We start from the raw sequence: 18,652 nt of genomic DNA, 5'->3' as shown, positions 1-18,652 counted from the left end.
GCGAGCACTGTTCGGACCCCGTGAGGGCGTAATGATTCCCCAAACGGATCCAGACAATGCTCGAGTCAGAGTGAAACGAACCTGCGAACGCAGGTCCATGCAGCGCGCGATTATCCAGCAGGTCGCGTGACAACGCATCAGGCTGGAACAACTATTTATCGTACAAAACCCCTTGTTTTCCTATAAACAAAGGGTTTTTTGACCTCACATTTGTAACATAAATGTTACGGGGCCATCATTGACCAGGTGCACCTGCATATCCGCACCGAAGCGGCCGCTGGCCACGTCGGCGTGCTGAGCGTTTGCCTGCTGCAAAAGATAGTCGAACAATTCGGCGCCGAGGGCCGGTGGCGCTGCCGTCGAGAAGCTTGGGCGCATGCCATTGCGGGTGTCGGCCGCCAAGGTGAACTGCGACACCAGCAACAAGCCACCCCCGACATCCTTGAGCGACAGGTTCATCTTGCCTTGCTCGTCGCTGAACACACGGTAGTTCAGCAGCTTGTGCAACAGCTTATCGGCCTGTTCACGGGAATCTTCAGGCTCGACCGCCACCAGTACCAGCAGACCCTGGTCGATGGCGCCGACCACCTCCCCCGCTACTTCGACGCGTGCACCGCGCACGCGCTGCAGCAGGCCCCTCATGCTTCTTCCAGGGGCAGGTCGAGCAGGCGCCGGGCCATCTGGTCGGCGGCACGTACCAGGGCATCGGTGATGCCAGGCTCCGAAGCCGCGTGACCGGCGTCACGGATCACTTTCAACTCGCTGTTCGGCCAGGCCTGGTGCAGGGCCCAGGCGTTGTCCAGCGGGCAGATCACGTCGTAGCGGCCGTGCACGATCACCGCCGGCAGATGGGCGATTTTCGGCAAGTCGCGGATCAGCTGATCCGGCTCGAGGAAGGCATTGTTCATGAAGTAGTGGCATTCGATACGGGCGATCGACAGCGCACGCTGCGGTTCGGAGAACCGGTCGACGACCAGCGGGTTCGGACGCAGGGTGGCGGTACGGCCTTCCCAGGTGGACCAGGCCTTGGCCGCATGCATCTGGGCAATCTGGTCGTTGCCGGTCAGGCGCTTGTGGAAAGCCTTGACCAGATCGCCACGCTCTTCCGGCGGAATCGGTGCGATGTAGTCCTGCCAGTAGTCCGGGAACATGCGGCTGGCGCCTTCCTGGTAGAACCATTCGATCTCCTGTGGCCGGCACAGGAAGATGCCGCGCAGGATCAGGCCATGCACACGCTCGGGGTGGGCCTGGGCGTACGCCAGGGCCAGGGTCGAGCCCCACGAGCCGCCGAAGAGCACCCACTTGTCGATACCCAGGTGCTCACGAATGCGCTCCAGGTCCTCGACCAGGTGCCAGGTGGTGTTGTTCTCCAGGCTCGCATGGGGCGTGGAGCGGCCACAGCCGCGCTGGTCGAAGGTGATGATGCGGTACAGCGTTGGGTCGAAGTAGCAACGGCTCTGGGCGTCGCAACCGGCGCCCGGCCCACCGTGGATGAACACCACCGGCAGACCTTCTGGCGAGCCGCTCTCGTCGACATACAGCACATGCGGCGCTTCCACGGCCAGATCGTGCCGGGCGTAGGGTTTGATCTGCGGGTAGAGGGTCTGCATTGCGCACTCCGTGTGAGGATTATTCGGCCGTGGGCCATCATAAACCTGAATTGCGCTTTGAGCACCGCCTCTTCCACTCAACGCGGGTAACGCGCTTCCCCCCAAGCCAGCAGCGCTTGCAAAAGCTGCTTCAATACCACTTGCGTCGGTTGCGCCAAGTCTTCCCGGTAGGCAAACGGCTCGGTTTCCTCCATGTACGTGCTTTGCGCCAGCTCCAACTGCACCGCATGGATATGGTTGGCCGGGTCGCCATAATGCCGGGTGATGTGCCCGCCCTTGAACCGGCCATTAAGCACATGGCTGTAACCTTGCGCCTCGGCGCACACGGCCTGCAGCCGCTCAGCCAGTGCCGGGTCGCAACTGGCACCGTTGAAAGTGCCCAGGTTGAAGTCCGGCAACTTGCCGTCGAACAGGTGCGGGATATGCGAACGGATCGAATGGGCATCCCACAGCAGCGCATAGCCAAACTGCTCGCGCAGCCGGTCCAGCTCGTGACGAAGGGTGTCGTGATAAGGGCGCCAGATTTGCTCCAGGTAACGTTTACGTTCTTCGCCGGACGGCACCAGCCCATCCTTGAACAGCGGCTCGCCTTCGAACAACGTGGCCGGGTACAGGCCCGTGGTCGCGCCGGCGTACAGCGGTTTGTCGTCATCCGGGCGATTCAGGTCGATGACGAAACGCGAATACTCCGCGGCCACCACGCTGGCACCCAGGTCACGGGCAAAGTCATACAGCCGCGGGATGTGCCAGTCGGTGTCCGGCAAGCTGCGCGCCTGGTCGACCAGGCCGTCGCGCACGGCGTCGCTCAGGCGCAGGCCGGCGTGCGGCATGCTGATCAGCAGCGGCAGGCGGCCTTGGTGAAAACTCAGTGCCTTGTCCATCATGCCTCGCTCAGTTGGAGATTTCGTGGCCCTTGCGCACCACGCGCTTGGGCAGGTCGCCACCCAGCCAGTAGGCCAGGTCGGCGGGACGTTCGATTTGCCAGGCGACGAAGTCGGCCACCTTGCCCACCTCCAGCGAGCCGTGGCTGTCGCCCAGGCCCAAAGCAGTGGCGGCATGCACGGTGACGCCGGCCAAGGCTTCTTCCGGGGTCATGCGGAAACAGGTACAGCCCATGTTCAGCATCAAGCGCAGTGACAGCCCTGGCGAAGTGCCGGGGTTGAGGTCGCTGGCCAGGGCAATCTTCACTCCGTGGCGGCGCAAGGCGTCCATGGGCGGCAACTGGGTTTCGCGCAGGAAGTAGAAGGCGCCCGGCAGCAGCACGGCGACCGTGCCGGCTTTTGCCATGGCAATGGCGTCTTCCTCGGTCATGAACTCCAGGTGGTCGGCCGACAGTGCCTGGTAGCGTGCTGCCAGGCTGGAGCCATGCAACGACGACAGCTGTTCGGCGTGCAGTTTGACCGGCAGGCCCAGCGCGCGCGCCTTGATGAACAACCGCTCGACCTGGGCTGGGGAGAACGCCAGGTGTTCGCAGAAGGCATCCACCGCATCCACCAGGCCTTCGGCGGCCAGGGCTGGCAGCATCTCGTCACAGATGTGCGCGATGTAATCGTCGGCCCGGCCCGCGTACTCCGGCGGCAAGGCATGCGCCGCCAGGCAGGTGGCACGCACCGCCAACGGCAGCTCGTCGGCCAAGCGCCGGGCCACACGCAGCATCTTGCGCTCGTTGGCCAGGTCCAGGCCGTAGCCGGACTTGATCTCGATCGTGGTCACGCCATCGCGCATCAGCGCCTGGACCCGCTGGCGAGCACTGGCGAACAGCTCGTCTTCGCTGGCCGCGCGGGTGGCCCGCACGGTGCTGGCGATACCACCGCCTTGCGCTGCGATTTCGGCATAGCTCACGCCTTGCAGGCGCTGCTCGAACTCACCGCTGCGGTTGCCACCGAACACCGCGTGGGTGTGGCAGTCGATCAGCCCCGGGGTGACCCATGCGCCGCCCAGGTCCACCGTGCGGTCAGCCTCGACCGGTGCCAGCTCGGCGCGTGGGCCGATCCATTCGATCAGCCCGGCGCTGGTGACGATGGCCGCGTCTTCGATGGCCGAGTATCGGCCTTCGGCCATGGTTGCCACATGGCAATGCTGCCAGAGGGTTCTCATGCACAATCTCCTTTACTAGCGGTGCAGCTCGGCCGGTTCCACTGCCGGCTGGCCCTGCCCTGCGCGCGGCTTGCACCACAGCAGGTAGGACGCCACCAGGAACACCACCCAGATCACGCCGACGATCAATGCCGCCTGGGTGTCCGGGAAGTAGCCAAGCACGCCAAAGATGAACACCATGAACGCAATGGCCATGGCCGGGCCATAGGGCCAGAACGGTACCGGGAACTTGAGCTGGGCCACTTCCTCACGGCTCATGCTGCGGCGCATGGCCACCTGGGTAAGCAGGATCATCAGCCACACCCACACCGTGGCGAAGGTGGCGATCGAGGCAATCAGCAGGAACACGTTTTCCGGGATCAGGTAGTTGAGCAGCACGCCGATCAGCAATGCAGCGCCCATCACCACCACGGTCATCCACGGCACGCCATGTTTCGACAGCTTGCCGAAGCTGCGTGGCGCATGGCCTTGATGGGCCAGGCCGTACATCATGCGGCCGGCGCCGAAGATGTCGCTGTTGATGGCCGAGATGGCGGCGGAAATCACCACGACATTCAGCACGGCGGCGGCCGAGCCAATCCCCAGGTTGCTGAAGATCTGCACGAACGGGCTGCCCTGGCTGCCGATTTGCGGCCAGGGGTACAGGCACATCAGCACGAACAGGGTGAGCACGTAGAACAGCAGGATGCGCAGGGGCACCGCGTTGATCGCTTTGGGGATGACGCGTTGCGGGTCCTTGGCCTCACCGGCGGTGACGCCGATGATCTCGATACCGCCGAAAGCGAACATCACCACGGCAAACGACGCAATCAGCCCGCCGATGCCGTTAGGCATGAAGCCGCCGTGGTCGAACAGGTTGCTCATGCCCACGGCATGCCCGGTGCCCACCTGGCTGAAACCGAAGGCCATGATGCCGAGCCCGGCCAGGATCATCGCGACGATGGCGCCGACCTTGAGCAGCGACAGCCAGAACTCCATCTCGCCAAATACCTTGACGTTGCACAGGTTGAGGCCGCCGATGATGAACACGATACCCAGCACCCAGATCCAGCGGGCGACCTCCGGAAACCAGAAGCCCATGTAGATCCCGAAGGCGGTGACGTCGGCGATGGCGACGATGACCATCTCGAAGGCGTAGGTCCAGCCGAGGATGAAGCCGGCCATGGGGCCGAGGTAGGTGCTGGCGTAGTGACCGAAGGAACCGGCCACCGGGTTGTGCACGGCCATTTCGCCGAGGGCGCGCATGACCATGAACACAGCGGCGCCGCCGATCAGGTAGGCCAGCAGCACGGCCGGGCCGGCCATCTGGATGGCCGAGGCGGAACCGTAGAACAGCCCGGTGCCGATGGCGGAACCGAGGGCCATGAAACGGATGTGGCGGGCACTTAGCCCGCGTTTGAGACCTTGAGCTTGTTGCATGTCACGTCCTTAAATTGTTTTTGTGGTCGTGAGATCAGAAGGGGCTGCTGCGTAGCCCATTCGCGGGCACGCCCGCTCCCACAGGAATACCGCAGCTTTGTGCCGTACCTATGAGAGCGGGCGCGCCCGCAAAGGGCCGCAATGCGGCCCCAGGGGCATTACAGGCTTGGCAGCACACCCGCCGGCAACAAACCGGTCAGGCTGCCCTTGGCCAACAGTTCCACAGCCTTTTCGATGTCTGGCGCGAAGAAACGGTCACGGTCGTAGTGCGCCACTTCGCTGCGCAGCGCCTGGCGTGCCTTCTCCAGCTTGGCCGAAGTCTTCAGGCCCTTGCGCAGGTCCAGACCCTGGCAGGCGCCCAGCCATTCGATGGCCAGTACGCCACGGGTGTTTTCGGCCATTTCCCACAGGCGCTTGCCGGCAGCCGGGGCCATCGACACATGGTCTTCCTGGTTGGCCGAGGTTGGCAGGCTGTCGACGCTGTGCGGGTGCGACAGGGCCTTGTTCTCGCTGGCCAGGGCGGCAGCGGTCACCTGGGCGATCATGAAGCCGGAGTTCACCCCACCGTTTTCCACCAGGAACGGCGGCAGCTGGGACATGTGCTTGTCCATCATCAGCGAGATGCGGCGCTCGCTGAGCGAGCCGATTTCGGCAATGGCCAGGGCCAGGTTGTCGGCAGCCATGGCCACGGGCTCTGCGTGGAAGTTACCACCGGAAATCACGTCACCCTCGGCAGCGAACACCAGCGGGTTGTCCGACACAGCGTTGGCTTCGACGCCCAGTACCTCGGCGGCCTGGCGCAGCTGGGTCAGGCACGCGCCCATGACCTGCGGCTGGCAGCGCAGCGAGTACGGGTCCTGAACCTTGTCACAGTTCTTGTGCGACAGCGACACTTCGCTGGAATCGCCCAGCAGGTCGCGGAAGCAGGCGGCGGTGTCGATCTGGCCGCGCTGGCCACGCGCTTCGTGGATACGCGCATCGAACGGCGAACGCGAGCCCAATACGGCTTCGACGCTTAGGCCGCCGCAGGCGATGGCGGCGGCATACAGGTCTTCGGCCTGGAACAGGCCACGCAGGGCATAGGCGGTGGACGCCTGGGTGCCGTTGAGCAGGGCCAGGCCTTCTTTGGCAGCCAGGGTCAGCGGTTCGAGGCCGGCAACCGCCAGGGCTTCGGTAGCCGACAGCCATTGGCCCTTGTAGCGGGCTTTGCCTTCACCCAGCAGCACCAGCGACATGTGCGCCAGCGGTGCCAAGTCGCCGGAAGCACCCACGGAGCCTTTCAGCGGGATGTGCGGATAGACTTCGGCGTTTACCAGGGCAATCAGGGCGTCGATGACTTTGCGACGAATGCCTGAAAAACCACGGCTGAGGCTGTTGATTTTCAGCACCATGATCAACCGCACCAGGTCGTCATCCAGCGGCGCGCCGATACCGGCGGCGTGGGACAGCACCAGCGAGCGCTGCAGGTTTTCCAGGTCGTGGCTGGCAATGCGGGTCGAGGCCAACAGGCCGAAACCGGTGTTGATGCCGTAGGCGGTGCGGTCTTCGGCAATGATTTGCTCGACGCAGGCAACGCTGGCGTCGATGGCCGGCGCGGCGCTGGCATCCAGTTGCAGGCGCACGGGCGCGGCGTGGATCGCGCGCAACTGGGCCAAGGTCAGGGTGCCAGGCTTGAGGGTGAGTTCGGTCACTTTGCTACTCCAATCGCGTGGAGCCGCAGGCCCGTCGTTGGGTGCCTGCGCGCTCCTTCTTGTTGTTCAGTATCACCCCTTGCGGGGTGCGATCCAAAGCGTGGCGATCAGCCAGTGATCATCGGCAGGTCCAGGCCCTGCTCCTTGGCGCAGTCGATGGCGATGTCATAACCGGCATCGGCGTGGCGCATGACGCCAGTCCCTGGATCGTTGGTCAGTACGCGGGCGATACGCTCGGCAGCTTCATCGGTACCGTCACAGACGATGACCATGCCCGAGTGCTGCGAGAAGCCCATGCCCACACCACCGCCGTGGTGCAGCGACACCCAGGTGGCGCCGCCTGCGGTGTTCAGCAGGGCGTTGAGCAGTGGCCAATCGGAAACGGCGTCCGAACCATCACGCATGGCTTCGGTTTCGCGGTTGGGGCTGGATACCGAACCCGAGTCCAGGTGGTCACGGCCGATCACCACCGGTGCCGACAGCTCGCCGCTGCGGACCATTTCGTTGAAGGCCAGGCCCAGCTTGGCGCGAAGGCCCAGGCCAACCCAGCAGATACGCGCCGGCAGGCCCTGGAAGCTGATGCGCTCGCGGGCCATGTCCAGCCAGCGGTGCAGGTGGGCGTCGTCGGGGATCAGTTCCTTGACCTTGGCGTCGGTCTTGTAGATGTCCTCTGCCTCGCCAGACAGCGCCGCCCAGCGGAACGGGCCGATACCACGGCAGAACAGCGGGCGGATGTAGGCAGGGACGAAGCCTGGGAAGTCGAAGGCATTGGCCACGCCTTCTTCCTTGGCCATCTGACGGATGTTGTTGCCGTAGTCGAAGGTCGGGATGCCCTGTTTCTGGAAGTCCAGCATGGCCTGTACGTGCACGGCCATCGACTGCTTGGCGGCCTTGACCACTGCAGCCGGTTCGGTCTGCGCACGGTCGCGGTACTGTTCCCAGGTCCAGCCGGCAGGCAGGTAGCCGTTCAGCGGGTCGTGGGCGCTGGTCTGGTCGGTGACCATGTCCGGGCGCACGCCACGCTTGACCAGCTCTGGCAGGATTTCGGCGGCGTTGCCGTGCAGGGCGATGGAAATGGCCTTGCCTTCGGCGGTGTACTTGGCGATGCGCGCCAGGGCGTCGTCAAGGTCAGTGGCCTGCTCGTCTACGTAGCGGGTTTCCAGACGGAAGTCGATGCGGCTCTGCTGGCACTCGATGTTCAGCGAGCAGGCACCGGCCAGGGTAGCGGCCAGTGGCTGCGCGCCACCCATGCCGCCGAGGCCTGCGGTGAGCACCCACTTGCCTTTCAGGCTGCCACCGTAGTGCTGGCGACCGGCTTCGACGAAGGTTTCATAGGTGCCCTGAACGATGCCTTGGCTGCCGATGTAGATCCAGCTGCCGGCGGTCATCTGGCCGTACATGGCCAGGCCCTTGGCGTCCAGTTCGTTGAAATGTTCCCAGTTGGCCCAGTGTGGCACCAGGTTGGAGTTGGCGATCAACACGCGCGGGGCGTTGCTGTGGGTCTTGAACACGCCGACCGGCTTGCCCGACTGCACCAGCAGGGTTTCGTCGTCTTCCAGGCGGGTCAGGGTTTCGACGATCTTGTCGTAGCATTCCCAGTTACGGGCGGCGCGGCCGATACCGCCGTACACCACCAGTTCTTTCGGGTTTTCCGCGACCTGCGGGTCGAGGTTGTTCATCAGCATGCGCAGTGGCGCTTCGGTCAGCCAGCTTTTGGCGGTCAGCTTGTTGCCACGTGGGGCACGGATTTCAACGTCACGGTATTTGTTGTTGTCGGTCACGGGAAAGGTCCTCTGCGGTCGTCCGCGGGCGGGTATGTCGTGGTGAATATACAAACACACCTTTACTTGTATGTACAAGCATGGACAACCAAAATAATTGGACCTGTGCGTTCCTGGCTTGGGTTTTGTGGTGGTGCATAGATCGAGCGCCGCCCGCGCGGCGCTTCGCGAGCTGCGCTCGCTCCTACGTTTGTTTCGGGCCAGTATCGCCTGTGACAGGCGCGCGCGACCGCCTGGTTTGTACGACGCGATATCGAGCCGTGCGCCCAGGCGTTCGCGCGCAAATCCCACAGGCATGATTGGCCCGAAACAAACGTAGGAGCGAGCGCAGCTCGCGATGCGCCGCGCGGGCGGCGCTCGATCTCACAGGCAATGAAAATGCATTGCCAAGCCCATCAGCGCAAAATGAGCTCGATCAAGCAAAACCGCCCCTGAACCTCCAGCCCAAGCAACTCGTCGTTGCCCTCCAGCCGCAGGCAGTCATACAACCCCAACCGCTGCGTCTCACGCCCGGCAACGCCAACCTCGACCTGGCTACCGGCCGCAAACAACAGCACCGTCGACGCCGAGCTGTACAACCGGCTGGTGCCATCGAACCACTGCAACCGCGCCCGATACCGCTGCGGCGCATAGATCAGGTTGAAATCGCGGATCGCCCCCCCCAGCAGCTTGCAACTGACCTGGCTTTCACCGCTGAAGGCAAAGGCATCGAACGGCAGCAACGGCCGGCTGGCCTGGCCGTCGACCATCAAGCGCATGCCGTCGCCCTGCAGCACGGTGATGATTCGCTGATAACCGGCGAAGGTGGAAAAACCACCCGACTCTTCGATATCGGCAATCGACAGGCGCCAGCCAAAGCCATCCAGGCCCTCGCCACTGTCGCGGGTAATTTCTTCGGTGAAACCGCCACCGTTCTTCCACGGCATGCGCGGGTAATCCTGCGCACGCAACAACTGCAGCTGGCTCATTTACTGAAACGTCCTTCCAGGCGATGACGGGAACCGGGGTGGATCAGCCGTGCAGCGGTCACCGGCTGGCGGCCGGACCAGGTACGGCGGCGAATCAGCAGGCACGGCTCGCCCCGCTCGATCTGCAGCAGGCGGCACTCTTCCGGCTCGGCCAGAATGGCCTCGACCACGTGCTCACCTTCGGTCAGCGGCGCCACCTGGGACAGGTAGGCGTAAGGCGTCTGCCGGGTGAAGTCCTGCTTGAGGTAGTCGGGGGCAATGGCCGCGTTGACGTAGCGGTCCTCGATCTGCACCGGCACGCCGTTCTCGAAATGCACGATCAGCGAGTGGAACACGCGCTGGCCTTCGCGCATGTCCAGGGCCAAGGCCCGCTCGGAGCCGGCGGCTTCCTCGTTGAGGGTGATCACCTGGCAGCTATGCTGGTGGCCGCGCGCGGCAATTTCGTCGGCAATGTTGTTGACTTCGAACAGCGCCGAACGGCCCTTGGGCTCGGCCACGAAGGTGCCGACCCCTTGCATGCGCACCAGCAGCCCTTCGGCGGTGAGTTCACGCAGGGCACGGTTGATGGTCATGCGGCTGAAGCCCAGCTCGCTGACCAGTTCACTCTCCGAGGGGACCCGGTGATGGGGTGGCCAGCTGCCGTTGTCGATCTGCTGGATGATCATCTGTTTGACCCGGGCGTACAACGGCGCCGGGCCCTCGCCCATCTGGGCAACCAGCGCGGAGACAGGAGGTGTCGGCACGGCGTTGGATCCTTGTGCATATGGAGTGAGCGGTAGCTTGCCGCAGTTTACCCGGCAGGCAAACGGCTGTATATGTATATACAAGTTAACAATAACAGGATTTGCACAGATGTCCGCCTACTTCGCCGAACGCGCCCTGCTCCCCACGGGCTGGGCCAGCCATGTCCGTATCGAGGTCGCCAGCGATGGCCATGTGGCCCGCATCGAGCCCGGCGCTTCGGCCGAAGGCGCCGAGCGCCTGGCCGGCCCGCTGCTGCCCGGCATGCCCAATCTTCACTCGCATGCCTTCCAGCGCGCCATGGCGGGCCTGGCGGAAGTGGCCGGCAACCCCAACGACAGCTTCTGGACCTGGCGCGACCTGATGTACCGCCTGGTCGGGCAGATCACGCCGGACCAGTTGCAGATCATCGCCCGCCAGCTGTACATCGAAATGCTCAAGGCCGGCTACACCTCGGTGGCGGAATTCCACTACGTGCACCATGACCAGGCCGGCAAGCCCTACGCGGACCCGGCCGAACTGTCCTGCCGCATCAGCGCGGCCGCAGCCGACAGCGGCATAGGCCTGACCTTGCTGCCGGTACTGTACAGCCACGCAGGCTTCGGCGGCCAAGCACCGAACGACGGGCAGCGGCGCTTCATCAACTCCACCGAACAGTACCTGAAGCTGCAGGCACAACTGGCCCCGCTGCTGGCCGCGCAACCGGCGCAGCAACTGGGCTTGTGCTTCCATTCACTGCGGGCGGTAACGCCTGGGCAAATCGCCGATGTGCTGGCAGCCAGCGCCCCACAATGCCCGGTGCATATCCACATCGCCGAGCAGCAGAAGGAGGTGGACGATTGCCTGGCCTGGAGTGGCCTGCGTCCATTGCAGTGGCTGTACGAACATGTGGACGTGAACCCGCGCTGGTGCCTGGTGCACGCCACCCACGCCGAGCCGGACGAGGTCACCGCCATGGCCCGCAGTGGCGCGGTGGCTGGGCTGTGCCTGACTACCGAAGCCAACCTGGGCGACGGGATATTCCCGGCGGTGGACTTCCTGGCCCAGGGCGGGCGCATGGGCATTGGTTCGGACAGCCATGTGTCGCTGAGCGTGGTGGAAGAACTGCGCTGGCTGGAGTATGGCCAGCGGCTACGGGACCAGCGACGCAATCGCCTGTATCGTGGCGACCAGCCGATGGTCGGGCGCACGCTGTACGACGCTGCACTGGCAGGCGGCGCGCAGGCGCTGGGGCAGGCGGTCGGGGAGCTGGCCGTGGGCAAGCGCGCCGACTGGCTGGTGCTCGATGGGCAGGACCCTTACATCGCCATGGCGGATGGCGACGCCATTCTCAACCGCTGGCTGTTCGCCGGTGGGGATCGCCAGGTACGCGACGTGATGGTGAACGGACAGTGGGTGGTGCGCCAGGGTCGGCATGCGCAGGAAGCGGAAAGCGCGCAGGCATTTGCCGGCGTGCTGCGCCAGCTCTTGGGTTGAGCGTAATGGGGCTGCAAAGCAGCCCCAAACATCAGTGCATTTTCACGATTTGCTGATCGGACGCTCGCCAGATCAACCGACTGGTGTCATACCCCTGCTGCCGCGCCTTGGACAGCAGGTTCTCGCGCTCCCAGGCCGGCAACGTCGGCGTGCGCGACAGAATCCACAGGTGCTTGCGGTCCGGGCTGCCGACCACCGCTGTGCGGTAGCGATCATCCACGTACAGAATCCAGTACTCGCCCCGCGCCACGCCAGGCACCAGCTTGGTGAACCAGTTATCGAACTCTACCCACAGCTTGTCGGTATGCCCCGGCTCCTGGATGCTGGCATGCCCTTCGGCGCGCAGCCATTCATCACCCATGGTACGGCAGCGGTTGAGCACGCCAAAGGTGCCGTCCGGCTTGAGGTTGTAGTGTGCCTCGGACTGCTCGCAGCCGGTCTGGTAGCGCATGGGCAGGCGCGCCAGTTCGAACCATTTGCCCTGGTAGCGCTTGAGGTCGACATTGCCAGCGGTTTTCGGCGCCAGCGGGTCGTGCACGGAGCCTGCGCAACCACCCAGCAGCAACGCCAGGCATACCCCCATCAGCAGGTACAGGCGCCTCATTTGAGGCCCTGCCCGGAGTACATCAGTACCTTGTCAGCCGCGTACTGCACGCTGATGAAGCTCTTCTCGTCCCCCCAGGTGCAGCTGCTCATGCCCAGCGCGCCCGAACACTCGGTCGGCGTGCCGAGCAACTGCTCGACCTCGGCCTTGTTCATACCGGCCTTGATCTTGGAATAGTTTTCCTGATTGATCTTGCTGCAGGCAGTCAGAACGACGCACAGCGACAACAGGGCGAGGGAACGCAACGACATGAAGGACACTCCTGGAAGATGATACAGGCGAGTGGCCTGCAGTGATCTTCGACGGGAAAATCCCTCCCTGGTTCCCTGCCCCACCCCCTTTGCCCCTACACCATTGGTCGGATGGCCATTACTGTGCGATTAATCACAAAGAAATAGTCGTTCGCATCGAGTAGGAGGCGGCTTCACAGCCGCCGTCCTCTCACACCACCGTGCGTACGGTTCCGTACACGGCGGTTCAGGTTATACGGCTAAGCCGGTTTATCGTATCCAGTATCGAGACCAGTCCGAACCTATCCCATAGCCTCTTCGGTAGCGCCTGATTCACATGAGATGCTCCCGAGTTCCACCACGGGCCTCGGCCATTAAAGGCCGATTTACAGGCACGTTCTTCGCTCAGGCCCAGGCGCATCAGGTTGCGCGCCCTCGTTGAGGGCCGTTTCCATTGACGCCAGATGACGCAGCGAAGTTTATGCCTGACCCAACCATCCAATTTCTCAAGTGGGCGTTTGCTCTGGCTGAGCTTGAAGTAGCCAGCCCAGCCTCGCAGGACAGGGTTGATTCGCTCAATGACAGTCGCCACTTTGCGGGCCCTTACACTGCGTAGCAATATTCTGAGTCGGTCGCGTAAGCGCCCCAGGCTCATCGTTGCCACACGCAGCCTTGGTTGCTGGTGCCTGCTCATCCCGTAACCCAAGTAGTCACACTTCCAAGCCCCTGCTACTTGGCTCTTCTTCCGGTTCACCGTCAGTTTCAAACGATGGCACAGGAAGCGCTCGATACTGGCCAACACCCGCTCGCCCGCCCGAGGACTGCGCACATAAATGTTCGCATCATCGGCGTAGCGCACGAAGCGATGACCCCGCCGTTCCAATTCGCGGTCGAGCTCATCCAGAAGGATATTCGACAGCAACGGCGAGAGTGGGCCGCCTTGCGGTGTCCCCTCTTGCCGTTGGCTGACGATACCGCCCGACATGGCCCCAGCTTCAAGGTAGCGGCGGATGAGCCTAAGCACTCGCTTGTCTTCGACGCGACGCTGCAAGCAGGCCATCAGGATGTCGTGGTTGACCCGATCAAAGAACTTTTCCAGATCAAGCTCCACGCACCAGCGATGCCCCGCCGCCACATGGGAGCGGGCCAGTTCAACGGCTTGGTGAGCGCTTTTGCCCGGACGAAAACCGTAGCTGTAGTCCGAAAACAGCGGATCGAAGAGTAGCGTGAGTTGTTGCTGTAATGCTTGCTGGATCAGGCGATCCACGACGGTGGGGATTCCCAGTTGCCGTGTGCCGCCCTGCGGCTTGGGAATTTCAACCGCTCGCACTGCTTGGGGATGGTATTCACCGGCCAGCAACCTGGCCTTGAGGGTTGGCCAATACTGTTTCACGTAGCCCGCCAAGTCAGCGACCGTCATGCCATCGGCACCCGGAGCCCCCTTGTTGCTAACCACGCGTTGATACGCACGCCTGAGGTTGGCCGGTGCAAGCACCCGCTCCATCAGCGTGTCCGGCTCCGCGTTCGTCCACGTCGCTGACGCCGCCGGCACCTTTGCACTGTCAGGCATCACCCTCGGCTTCTGGCCGGGATTCGGAGTGACAGATTCCGTTGTAGGAAATTTCTGCATTACGGCTACCAACGAGACAGTGACGCCTACTGGCGGCATAACCTGTTCGGCCCTTGGTGGCGCGGTTAACCGCCACTTACTACGGCCTCGGCTGACTTCTGCACGCTCGTCCCGTCGCCTCTCGACGCTCGGTAGCACAGTGGCAAACGTGCAGATCTCCCAGGGTAATTCGCGTGACCTTCCTGCTTATGCCTGTCGGATTTACGTCACAGCGTCCCGTGCAAGTACTGGGCTTTGACGATTTGGGCCGCCTCACCCCGCTGTGCCGCCTCTATCCGCTTCCTGTTCGTCAGGCCAGCAGTTTGCCTCGGGCTTCCTTCAGATTCGCGGTCGCCCACGACACCCTTGCCTCTGGCTAACACTTCCCCTTGCCGGGTGTGTAGAGGACTTTCACCTCCAAGTCACCCGCTTTGGCCACCACAACCAAGCGGGTTGCGCTACGCGCAACGCGCCATGCCTGGCGCACATCGAGTAGGAGGCGGCTTCACAGCCGCCGTCCTCTCACACCACCGTGCGTACGGTTCCGTACACGGCGGTTCAGGTTATACGGCTAAGCCGGTTTATCGTATCCAGTATCGAGACCAGTCCGAACCTATCCCATAGCCTCTTCGGTAGCGCCTGATTCACATGAGATGCTCCCGAGTTCCACCACGGGCCTCGGCCATTAAAGGCCGATTTACAGGCACGTTCTTCGCTCAGGCCCAGGCGCATCAGGTTGCGCGCCCTCGTTGAGGGCCGTTTCCATTGACGCCAGATGACGCAGCGAAGTTTATGCCTGACCCAACCATCCAATTTCTCAAGTGGGCGTTTGCTCTGGCTGAGCTTGAAGTAGCCAGCCCAGCCTCGCAGGACAGGGTTGATTCGCTCAATGACAGTCGCCACTTTGCGGGCCCTTACACTGCGTAGCAATATTCTGAGTCGGTCGCGTAAGCGCCCCAGGCTCATCGTTGCCACACGCAGCCTTGGTTGCTGGTGCCTGCTCATCCCGTAACCCAAGTAGTCACACTTCCAAGCCCCTGCTACTTGGCTCTTCTTCCGGTTCACCGTCAGTTTCAAACGATGGCACAGGAAGCGCTCGATACTGGCCAACACCCGCTCGCCCGCCCGAGGACTGCGCACATAAATGTTCGCATCATCGGCGTAGCGCACGAAGCGATGACCCCGCCGTTCCAATTCGCGGTCGAGCTCATCCAGAAGGATATTCGACAGCAACGGCGAGAGTGGGCCGCCTTGCGGTGTCCCCTCTTGCCGTTGGCTGACGATACCGCCCGACATGGCCCCAGCTTCAAGGTAGCGGCGGATGAGCCTAAGCACTCGCTTGTCTTCGACGCGACGCTGCAAGCAGGCCATCAGGATGTCGTGGTTGACCCGATCAAAGAACTTTTCCAGATCAAGCTCCACGCACCAGCGATGCCCCGCCGCCACATGGGAGCGGGCCAGTTCAACGGCTTGGTGAGCGCTTTTGCCCGGACGAAAACCGTAGCTGTAGTCCGAAAACAGCGGATCGAAGAGTAGCGTGAGTTGTTGCTGTAATGCTTGCTGGATCAGGCGATCCACGACGGTGGGGATTCCCAGTTGCCGTGTGCCGCCCTGCGGCTTGGGAATTTCAACCGCTCGCACTGCTTGGGGATGGTATTCACCGGCCAGCAACCTGGCCTTGAGGGTTGGCCAATACTGTTTCACGTAGCCCGCCAAGTCAGCGACCGTCATGCCATCGGCACCCGGAGCCCCCTTGTTGCTAACCACGCGTTGATACGCACGCCTGAGGTTGGCCGGTGCAAGCACCCGCTCCATCAGCGTGTCCGGCTCCGCGTTCGTCCACGTCGCTGACGCCGCCGGCACCTTTGCACTGTCAGGCATCACCCTCGGCTTCTGGCCGGGATTCGGAGTGACAGATTCCGTTGTAGGAAATTTCTGCATTACGGCTACCAACGAGACAGTGACGCCTACTGGCGGCATAACCTGTTCGGCCCTTGGTGGCGCGGTTAACCGCCACTTACTACGGCCTCGGCTGACTTCTGCACGCTCGTCCCGTCGCCTCTCGACGCTCGGTAGCACAGTGGCAAACGTGCAGATCTCCCAGGGTAATTCGCGTGACCTTCCTGCTTATGCCTGTCGGATTTACGTCACAGCGTCCCGTGCAAGTACTGGGCTTTGACGATTTGGGCCGCCTCACCCCGCTGTGCCGCCTCTATCCGCTTCCTGTTCGTCAGGCCAGCAGTTTGCCTCGGGCTTCCTTCAGATTCGCGGTCGCCCACGACACCCTTGCCTCTGGCTAACACTTCCCCTTGCCGGGTGTGTAGAGGACTTTCACCTCCAAGTCACCCGCTTTGGCCACCACAACCAAGCGGGTTGCGCTACGCGCAACGCGCCATGCCTGGCGCACCCAAAAAAAAGGCCCGTCACACGACGGGCCTCTTCATTCACTTCACGCTCAGCGCTTGACCGGCGCCGGCTGCTGCTGGGTCAGGCAGTGGATATTGCCGCCACCCAAGAGCAACTCGCGGCCCGGGATCATCACCACCTCATGGTCGGGGAAGATCTTCGCCAGGATCGCTCTGGCTTCGGCGTCTGCAGGGTCGTCGAAGCTTGGCGCGATGATGCCACCGTTGACGATCAGGAAGTTCACGTACGAACCGGCCAGGCGCACCGACGGGTCACGCTCCTGGCTGCCGGCCACCTGGTCGACACCGGCGCACTCTTCGGCGGTGGCGAACAGTGGGCCCGGAATCGGCATCTTGTGCACGATGAACTCACGGCCCTTGGCGTCGCGAGTGTTCTTCAACACCTCCATGGCCGCGTGGCAGCGCGCATAGTTGGGGTCGTTGGAATCATCGGTCCAGGCCAGTAACACTTCGCCCGGGCGCACGTAACAGCAGAAATTGTCCACATGGCCGTCGGTTTCGTCGTTGAACAAGCCATCCGGCAACCAAACCACGGTGTCCACCGCCAGCTGATCGCGCAGCACCGCTTCGATCTGCTCGCGGTTCATGTGCGGGTTGCGGTTGCGATTGAGCAGGCATTCCTCGGTGGTGATCACGGTGCCTTCACCGTCCACGTGGATCGAACCACCTTCAAGCACGAAACCTTCGGTCTGATAGCGCTGGCAGCGCTCCATTTCCAGCACCTTGGCGGCCAGCTCCTCGTCGCGGTTCCACGGCGCGTACAGGCCGCCATCGAAGCCGCCCCAGGCATTGAAGCCCCAATCCACACCGCGCACTTCGCCATGGTCGTTGATGACGAAGGTTGGGCCGGTGTCACGCACCCAGGCGTCGTCGTTGCTGATTTCGACCACACGAATGTTCGGCTGGTCGAGCTGGCGACGGGCGTTTTCGTACTGGCCGGCGGAGGCCGCGACGGTTACAGGCTCGAAGCGGGCAATGGCCTTGGCCAGGGTTACGTGGGCGGCCTGCGCCGGCTTGCCGCCGAGGCGCCAGTTGTCCGGGCGCTCTGGCCAGACCATCCACACCTGGGTCTGCGGGGCCCACTCGGCGGGCATGTGGAAACCATCGGCACGGGGTGTGGAATTGAGGGTTTTCATGGGTGACCTCTGTGATGGCCCTGAGCCGGAGTGCGCTGGGGCGTTTGCCAATTTATAACCGATATATATCGATATTTAAAGCCGATCCGGTAGAAATTCCGGGGCCGTTCGGCGCATTTAAATCGATAACAATCGGCACAAGCTAACCTTAGCCTGGTGAAAGGAGCAGCCTGCCGTCTACCATAGCCACACCTTATGCATCCTGTTGCAGCTACACACGGAAAATTCCGACAAGTACGACTAGGGTCAATACGTGAGCAACGGGCCAGCGAGCCGCTATGAACATCATCCCTACCGCAATCCCTGAAGTACTGATCATCGAACCGAAAGTGTTCGGTGACAGCCGTGGTTTTTTCTTCGAGGCATTCAACGCCCGTGAGTTCGCACGGCAAACCGGCGTGAACGTGGAATTCGTCCAGGACAACCACTCGCGCTCCATCAAGGGCGTGCTGCGTGGGCTGCACTACCAGGTGGCAAACACCCAGGGCAAACTGGTGCGCGTGGTGCATGGCGAGATCCGCGATATTGCCGTGGATGTGCGCAAAAGCTCGCCAACCTTTGGCCAATGGGTTGCCGTGCACCTGTCGGCCGACAACCACCGCCAACTGTGGATTCCACCCGGTTTTGCCCACGGTTTTGCGGTGATGAGCGAATCGGCCGAATTCCTCTACAAGACCACCGACTACTACAACCCCGGCGCCGACCGCTGCATCCGCTGGGACGACCCGCAACTGGGCATCGACTGGGGGCTACGGCAGCCACCGGTACTGTCGGACAAGGACAAGGTCGGCCTGCCACTGGCAGAGGCGGAACTGCTCCCTTAACTAGCGCATAATTGCGCCAGACTTTTCTGGCGCCTATACG

At 62.9% G+C, this 18,652-nt stretch carries 16 protein-coding genes; 2 read left to right on the top strand and 14 right to left on the bottom strand.

Translation table 11 applies throughout. The features are described 5' to 3' along the window. Nucleotides 1–204 precede the first annotated feature (204 nt). The 9 genes from dtd to hutC form a co-directional block, all read right to left on the bottom strand. Nucleotides 205–642, bottom strand: coding sequence for a D-aminoacyl-tRNA deacylase (dtd, locus tag Q9451_RS01440; protein WP_012274583.1), 438 nt, complete (start codon nucleotides 640–642; stop codon nucleotides 205–207). After that, nucleotides 639–1,610, bottom strand: a complete 972-nt coding sequence (gene pip / locus Q9451_RS01435) for a prolyl aminopeptidase (protein WP_012274584.1) — start codon at nucleotides 1,608–1,610, stop codon at nucleotides 639–641. Before pip ends, dtd begins: the two co-directional genes overlap by 4 nt. Before the next feature lie 77 nt (nucleotides 1,611–1,687). Next, entirely contained in the window at nucleotides 1,688–2,491 is an 804-nt protein-coding gene (gene hutG / locus Q9451_RS01430) for an N-formylglutamate deformylase (protein WP_012274585.1), read from the bottom strand. A gap of 10 nt (nucleotides 2,492–2,501) precedes the next feature. Then, the gene (hutI, locus tag Q9451_RS01425; RefSeq protein WP_012274586.1) at nucleotides 2,502–3,707 is read right to left on the bottom strand and encodes an imidazolonepropionase; all 1,206 of its coding nucleotides are present in this window, start codon (nucleotides 3,705–3,707) and stop codon (nucleotides 2,502–2,504) included. A gap of 15 nt (nucleotides 3,708–3,722) precedes the next feature. Further along, a complete protein-coding gene (locus Q9451_RS01420; RefSeq protein WP_012274587.1) occupies nucleotides 3,723–5,126 on the bottom strand; it encodes an amino acid permease in 1,404 nt (467 codons plus the stop codon). Nucleotides 5,127–5,284: 158 nt separating this feature from the next. Beyond that, nucleotides 5,285–6,817, bottom strand: coding sequence for a histidine ammonia-lyase (hutH, locus tag Q9451_RS01415; RefSeq protein WP_012274588.1), 1,533 nt, complete (start codon nucleotides 6,815–6,817; stop codon nucleotides 5,285–5,287). Between the two features lie 107 nt (nucleotides 6,818–6,924). Beyond that, on the bottom strand, nucleotides 6,925–8,598 hold the full coding sequence (gene hutU, locus Q9451_RS01410) for a urocanate hydratase (RefSeq protein ID WP_012274589.1): 1,674 nt from the start codon (nucleotides 8,596–8,598) through the stop codon (nucleotides 6,925–6,927). Nucleotides 8,599–8,993: 395 nt separating this feature from the next. Next, a complete protein-coding gene (locus Q9451_RS01405) occupies nucleotides 8,994–9,566 on the bottom strand; it encodes a HutD family protein (RefSeq protein ID WP_012274590.1) in 573 nt (190 codons plus the stop codon). Beyond that, nucleotides 9,563–10,273 carry a histidine utilization repressor gene (gene hutC / locus Q9451_RS01400; protein WP_171577230.1) on the bottom strand — a complete coding sequence of 237 codons (711 nt, stop codon included), beginning with the start codon at nucleotides 10,271–10,273 and terminating at the stop codon, nucleotides 9,563–9,565. Before hutC ends, Q9451_RS01405 begins: the two co-directional genes overlap by 4 nt. Before the next feature lie 145 nt (nucleotides 10,274–10,418). On the opposite strand from hutC, the gene Q9451_RS01395 reads away from it, so the two are divergent. Continuing rightward, complete coding sequence (locus Q9451_RS01395; protein ID WP_012274592.1) at nucleotides 10,419–11,783, top strand: formimidoylglutamate deiminase; 1,365 nt, start codon at nucleotides 10,419–10,421, stop codon at nucleotides 11,781–11,783. 31 nt (nucleotides 11,784–11,814) lie between these two features. On the opposite strand, the gene Q9451_RS01390 is transcribed toward Q9451_RS01395, so the two are convergent. The 5 genes from Q9451_RS01390 to aguA form a co-directional block, all read right to left on the bottom strand. Further along, nucleotides 11,815–12,387, bottom strand: a complete 573-nt coding sequence (locus tag Q9451_RS01390; RefSeq protein ID WP_012274593.1) for a lipocalin family protein — start codon at nucleotides 12,385–12,387, stop codon at nucleotides 11,815–11,817. Then, complete coding sequence (gene bamE / locus Q9451_RS01385) at nucleotides 12,384–12,638, bottom strand: outer membrane protein assembly factor BamE (protein WP_003249234.1); 255 nt, start codon at nucleotides 12,636–12,638, stop codon at nucleotides 12,384–12,386. Before bamE ends, Q9451_RS01390 begins: the two co-directional genes overlap by 4 nt. A gap of 226 nt (nucleotides 12,639–12,864) precedes the next feature. After that, nucleotides 12,865–14,286 (bottom strand): group II intron reverse transcriptase/maturase, encoded by a 1,422-nt coding sequence (gene ltrA, locus Q9451_RS01380; protein ID WP_024718247.1) that lies wholly within the window; start codon nucleotides 14,284–14,286, stop codon nucleotides 12,865–12,867. A 498-nt stretch (nucleotides 14,287–14,784) separates the two neighbouring features. Next, entirely contained in the window at nucleotides 14,785–16,206 is a 1,422-nt protein-coding gene (ltrA, locus tag Q9451_RS01375) for a group II intron reverse transcriptase/maturase (RefSeq protein WP_024718247.1), read from the bottom strand. Between the two features lie 475 nt (nucleotides 16,207–16,681). Next, nucleotides 16,682–17,788: an agmatine deiminase gene (gene aguA / locus Q9451_RS01370; protein WP_012270071.1), complete on the bottom strand. Its 1,107-nt coding sequence runs from the start codon at nucleotides 17,786–17,788 to the stop codon at nucleotides 16,682–16,684. 278 nt (nucleotides 17,789–18,066) lie between these two features. Here aguA and rfbC point away from each other — a divergent pair, with 278 nt between their 5' ends. Further along, nucleotides 18,067–18,612, top strand: a complete 546-nt coding sequence (gene rfbC, locus Q9451_RS01365; RefSeq protein ID WP_012270070.1) for a dTDP-4-dehydrorhamnose 3,5-epimerase — start codon at nucleotides 18,067–18,069, stop codon at nucleotides 18,610–18,612. Nucleotides 18,613–18,652 lie beyond the last annotated feature (40 nt).

The sequence above is a fragment of the Pseudomonas sp. NY8896 genome (assembly GCF_039634505.1).
The sequence above is the reverse complement of the archived record's forward strand: the minus strand, read 5'-3'. Positions and strand labels throughout refer to the sequence as shown.

Coding starts and splice junctions, on each gene's coding strand:
- Q9451_RS01405 (WP_012274590.1), bottom strand. CDS start 9,566: ATGAGCCAGCTGCAGTTGTTGCGTGCGCAGGATTACCCGCGCATGCCG.
- pip (WP_012274584.1), bottom strand. CDS start 1,610: ATGCAGACCCTCTACCCGCAGATCAAACCCTACGCCCGGCACGATCTG.
- hutG (WP_012274585.1), bottom strand. CDS start 2,491: ATGGACAAGGCACTGAGTTTTCACCAAGGCCGCCTGCCGCTGCTGATC.
- ltrA (WP_024718247.1), bottom strand. CDS start 14,286: ATGCCGCCAGTAGGCGTCACTGTCTCGTTGGTAGCCGTAATGCAGAAA.
- ltrA (WP_024718247.1), bottom strand. CDS start 16,206: ATGCCGCCAGTAGGCGTCACTGTCTCGTTGGTAGCCGTAATGCAGAAA.
- dtd (WP_012274583.1), bottom strand. CDS start 642: ATGAGGGGCCTGCTGCAGCGCGTGCGCGGTGCACGCGTCGAAGTAGCG.
- Q9451_RS01420 (WP_012274587.1), bottom strand. CDS start 5,126: ATGCAACAAGCTCAAGGTCTCAAACGCGGGCTAAGTGCCCGCCACATC.
- aguA (WP_012270071.1), bottom strand. CDS start 17,788: ATGAAAACCCTCAATTCCACACCCCGTGCCGATGGTTTCCACATGCCC.
- bamE (WP_003249234.1), bottom strand. CDS start 12,638: ATGTCGTTGCGTTCCCTCGCCCTGTTGTCGCTGTGCGTCGTTCTGACT.
- hutC (WP_171577230.1), bottom strand. CDS start 10,273: ATGGGCGAGGGCCCGGCGCCGTTGTACGCCCGGGTCAAACAGATGATC.
- Q9451_RS01390 (WP_012274593.1), bottom strand. CDS start 12,387: ATGAGGCGCCTGTACCTGCTGATGGGGGTATGCCTGGCGTTGCTGCTG.
- hutI (WP_012274586.1), bottom strand. CDS start 3,707: ATGAGAACCCTCTGGCAGCATTGCCATGTGGCAACCATGGCCGAAGGC.
- Q9451_RS01395 (WP_012274592.1), top strand. CDS start 10,419: ATGTCCGCCTACTTCGCCGAACGCGCCCTGCTCCCCACGGGCTGGGCC.
- rfbC (WP_012270070.1), top strand. CDS start 18,067: ATGAACATCATCCCTACCGCAATCCCTGAAGTACTGATCATCGAACCG.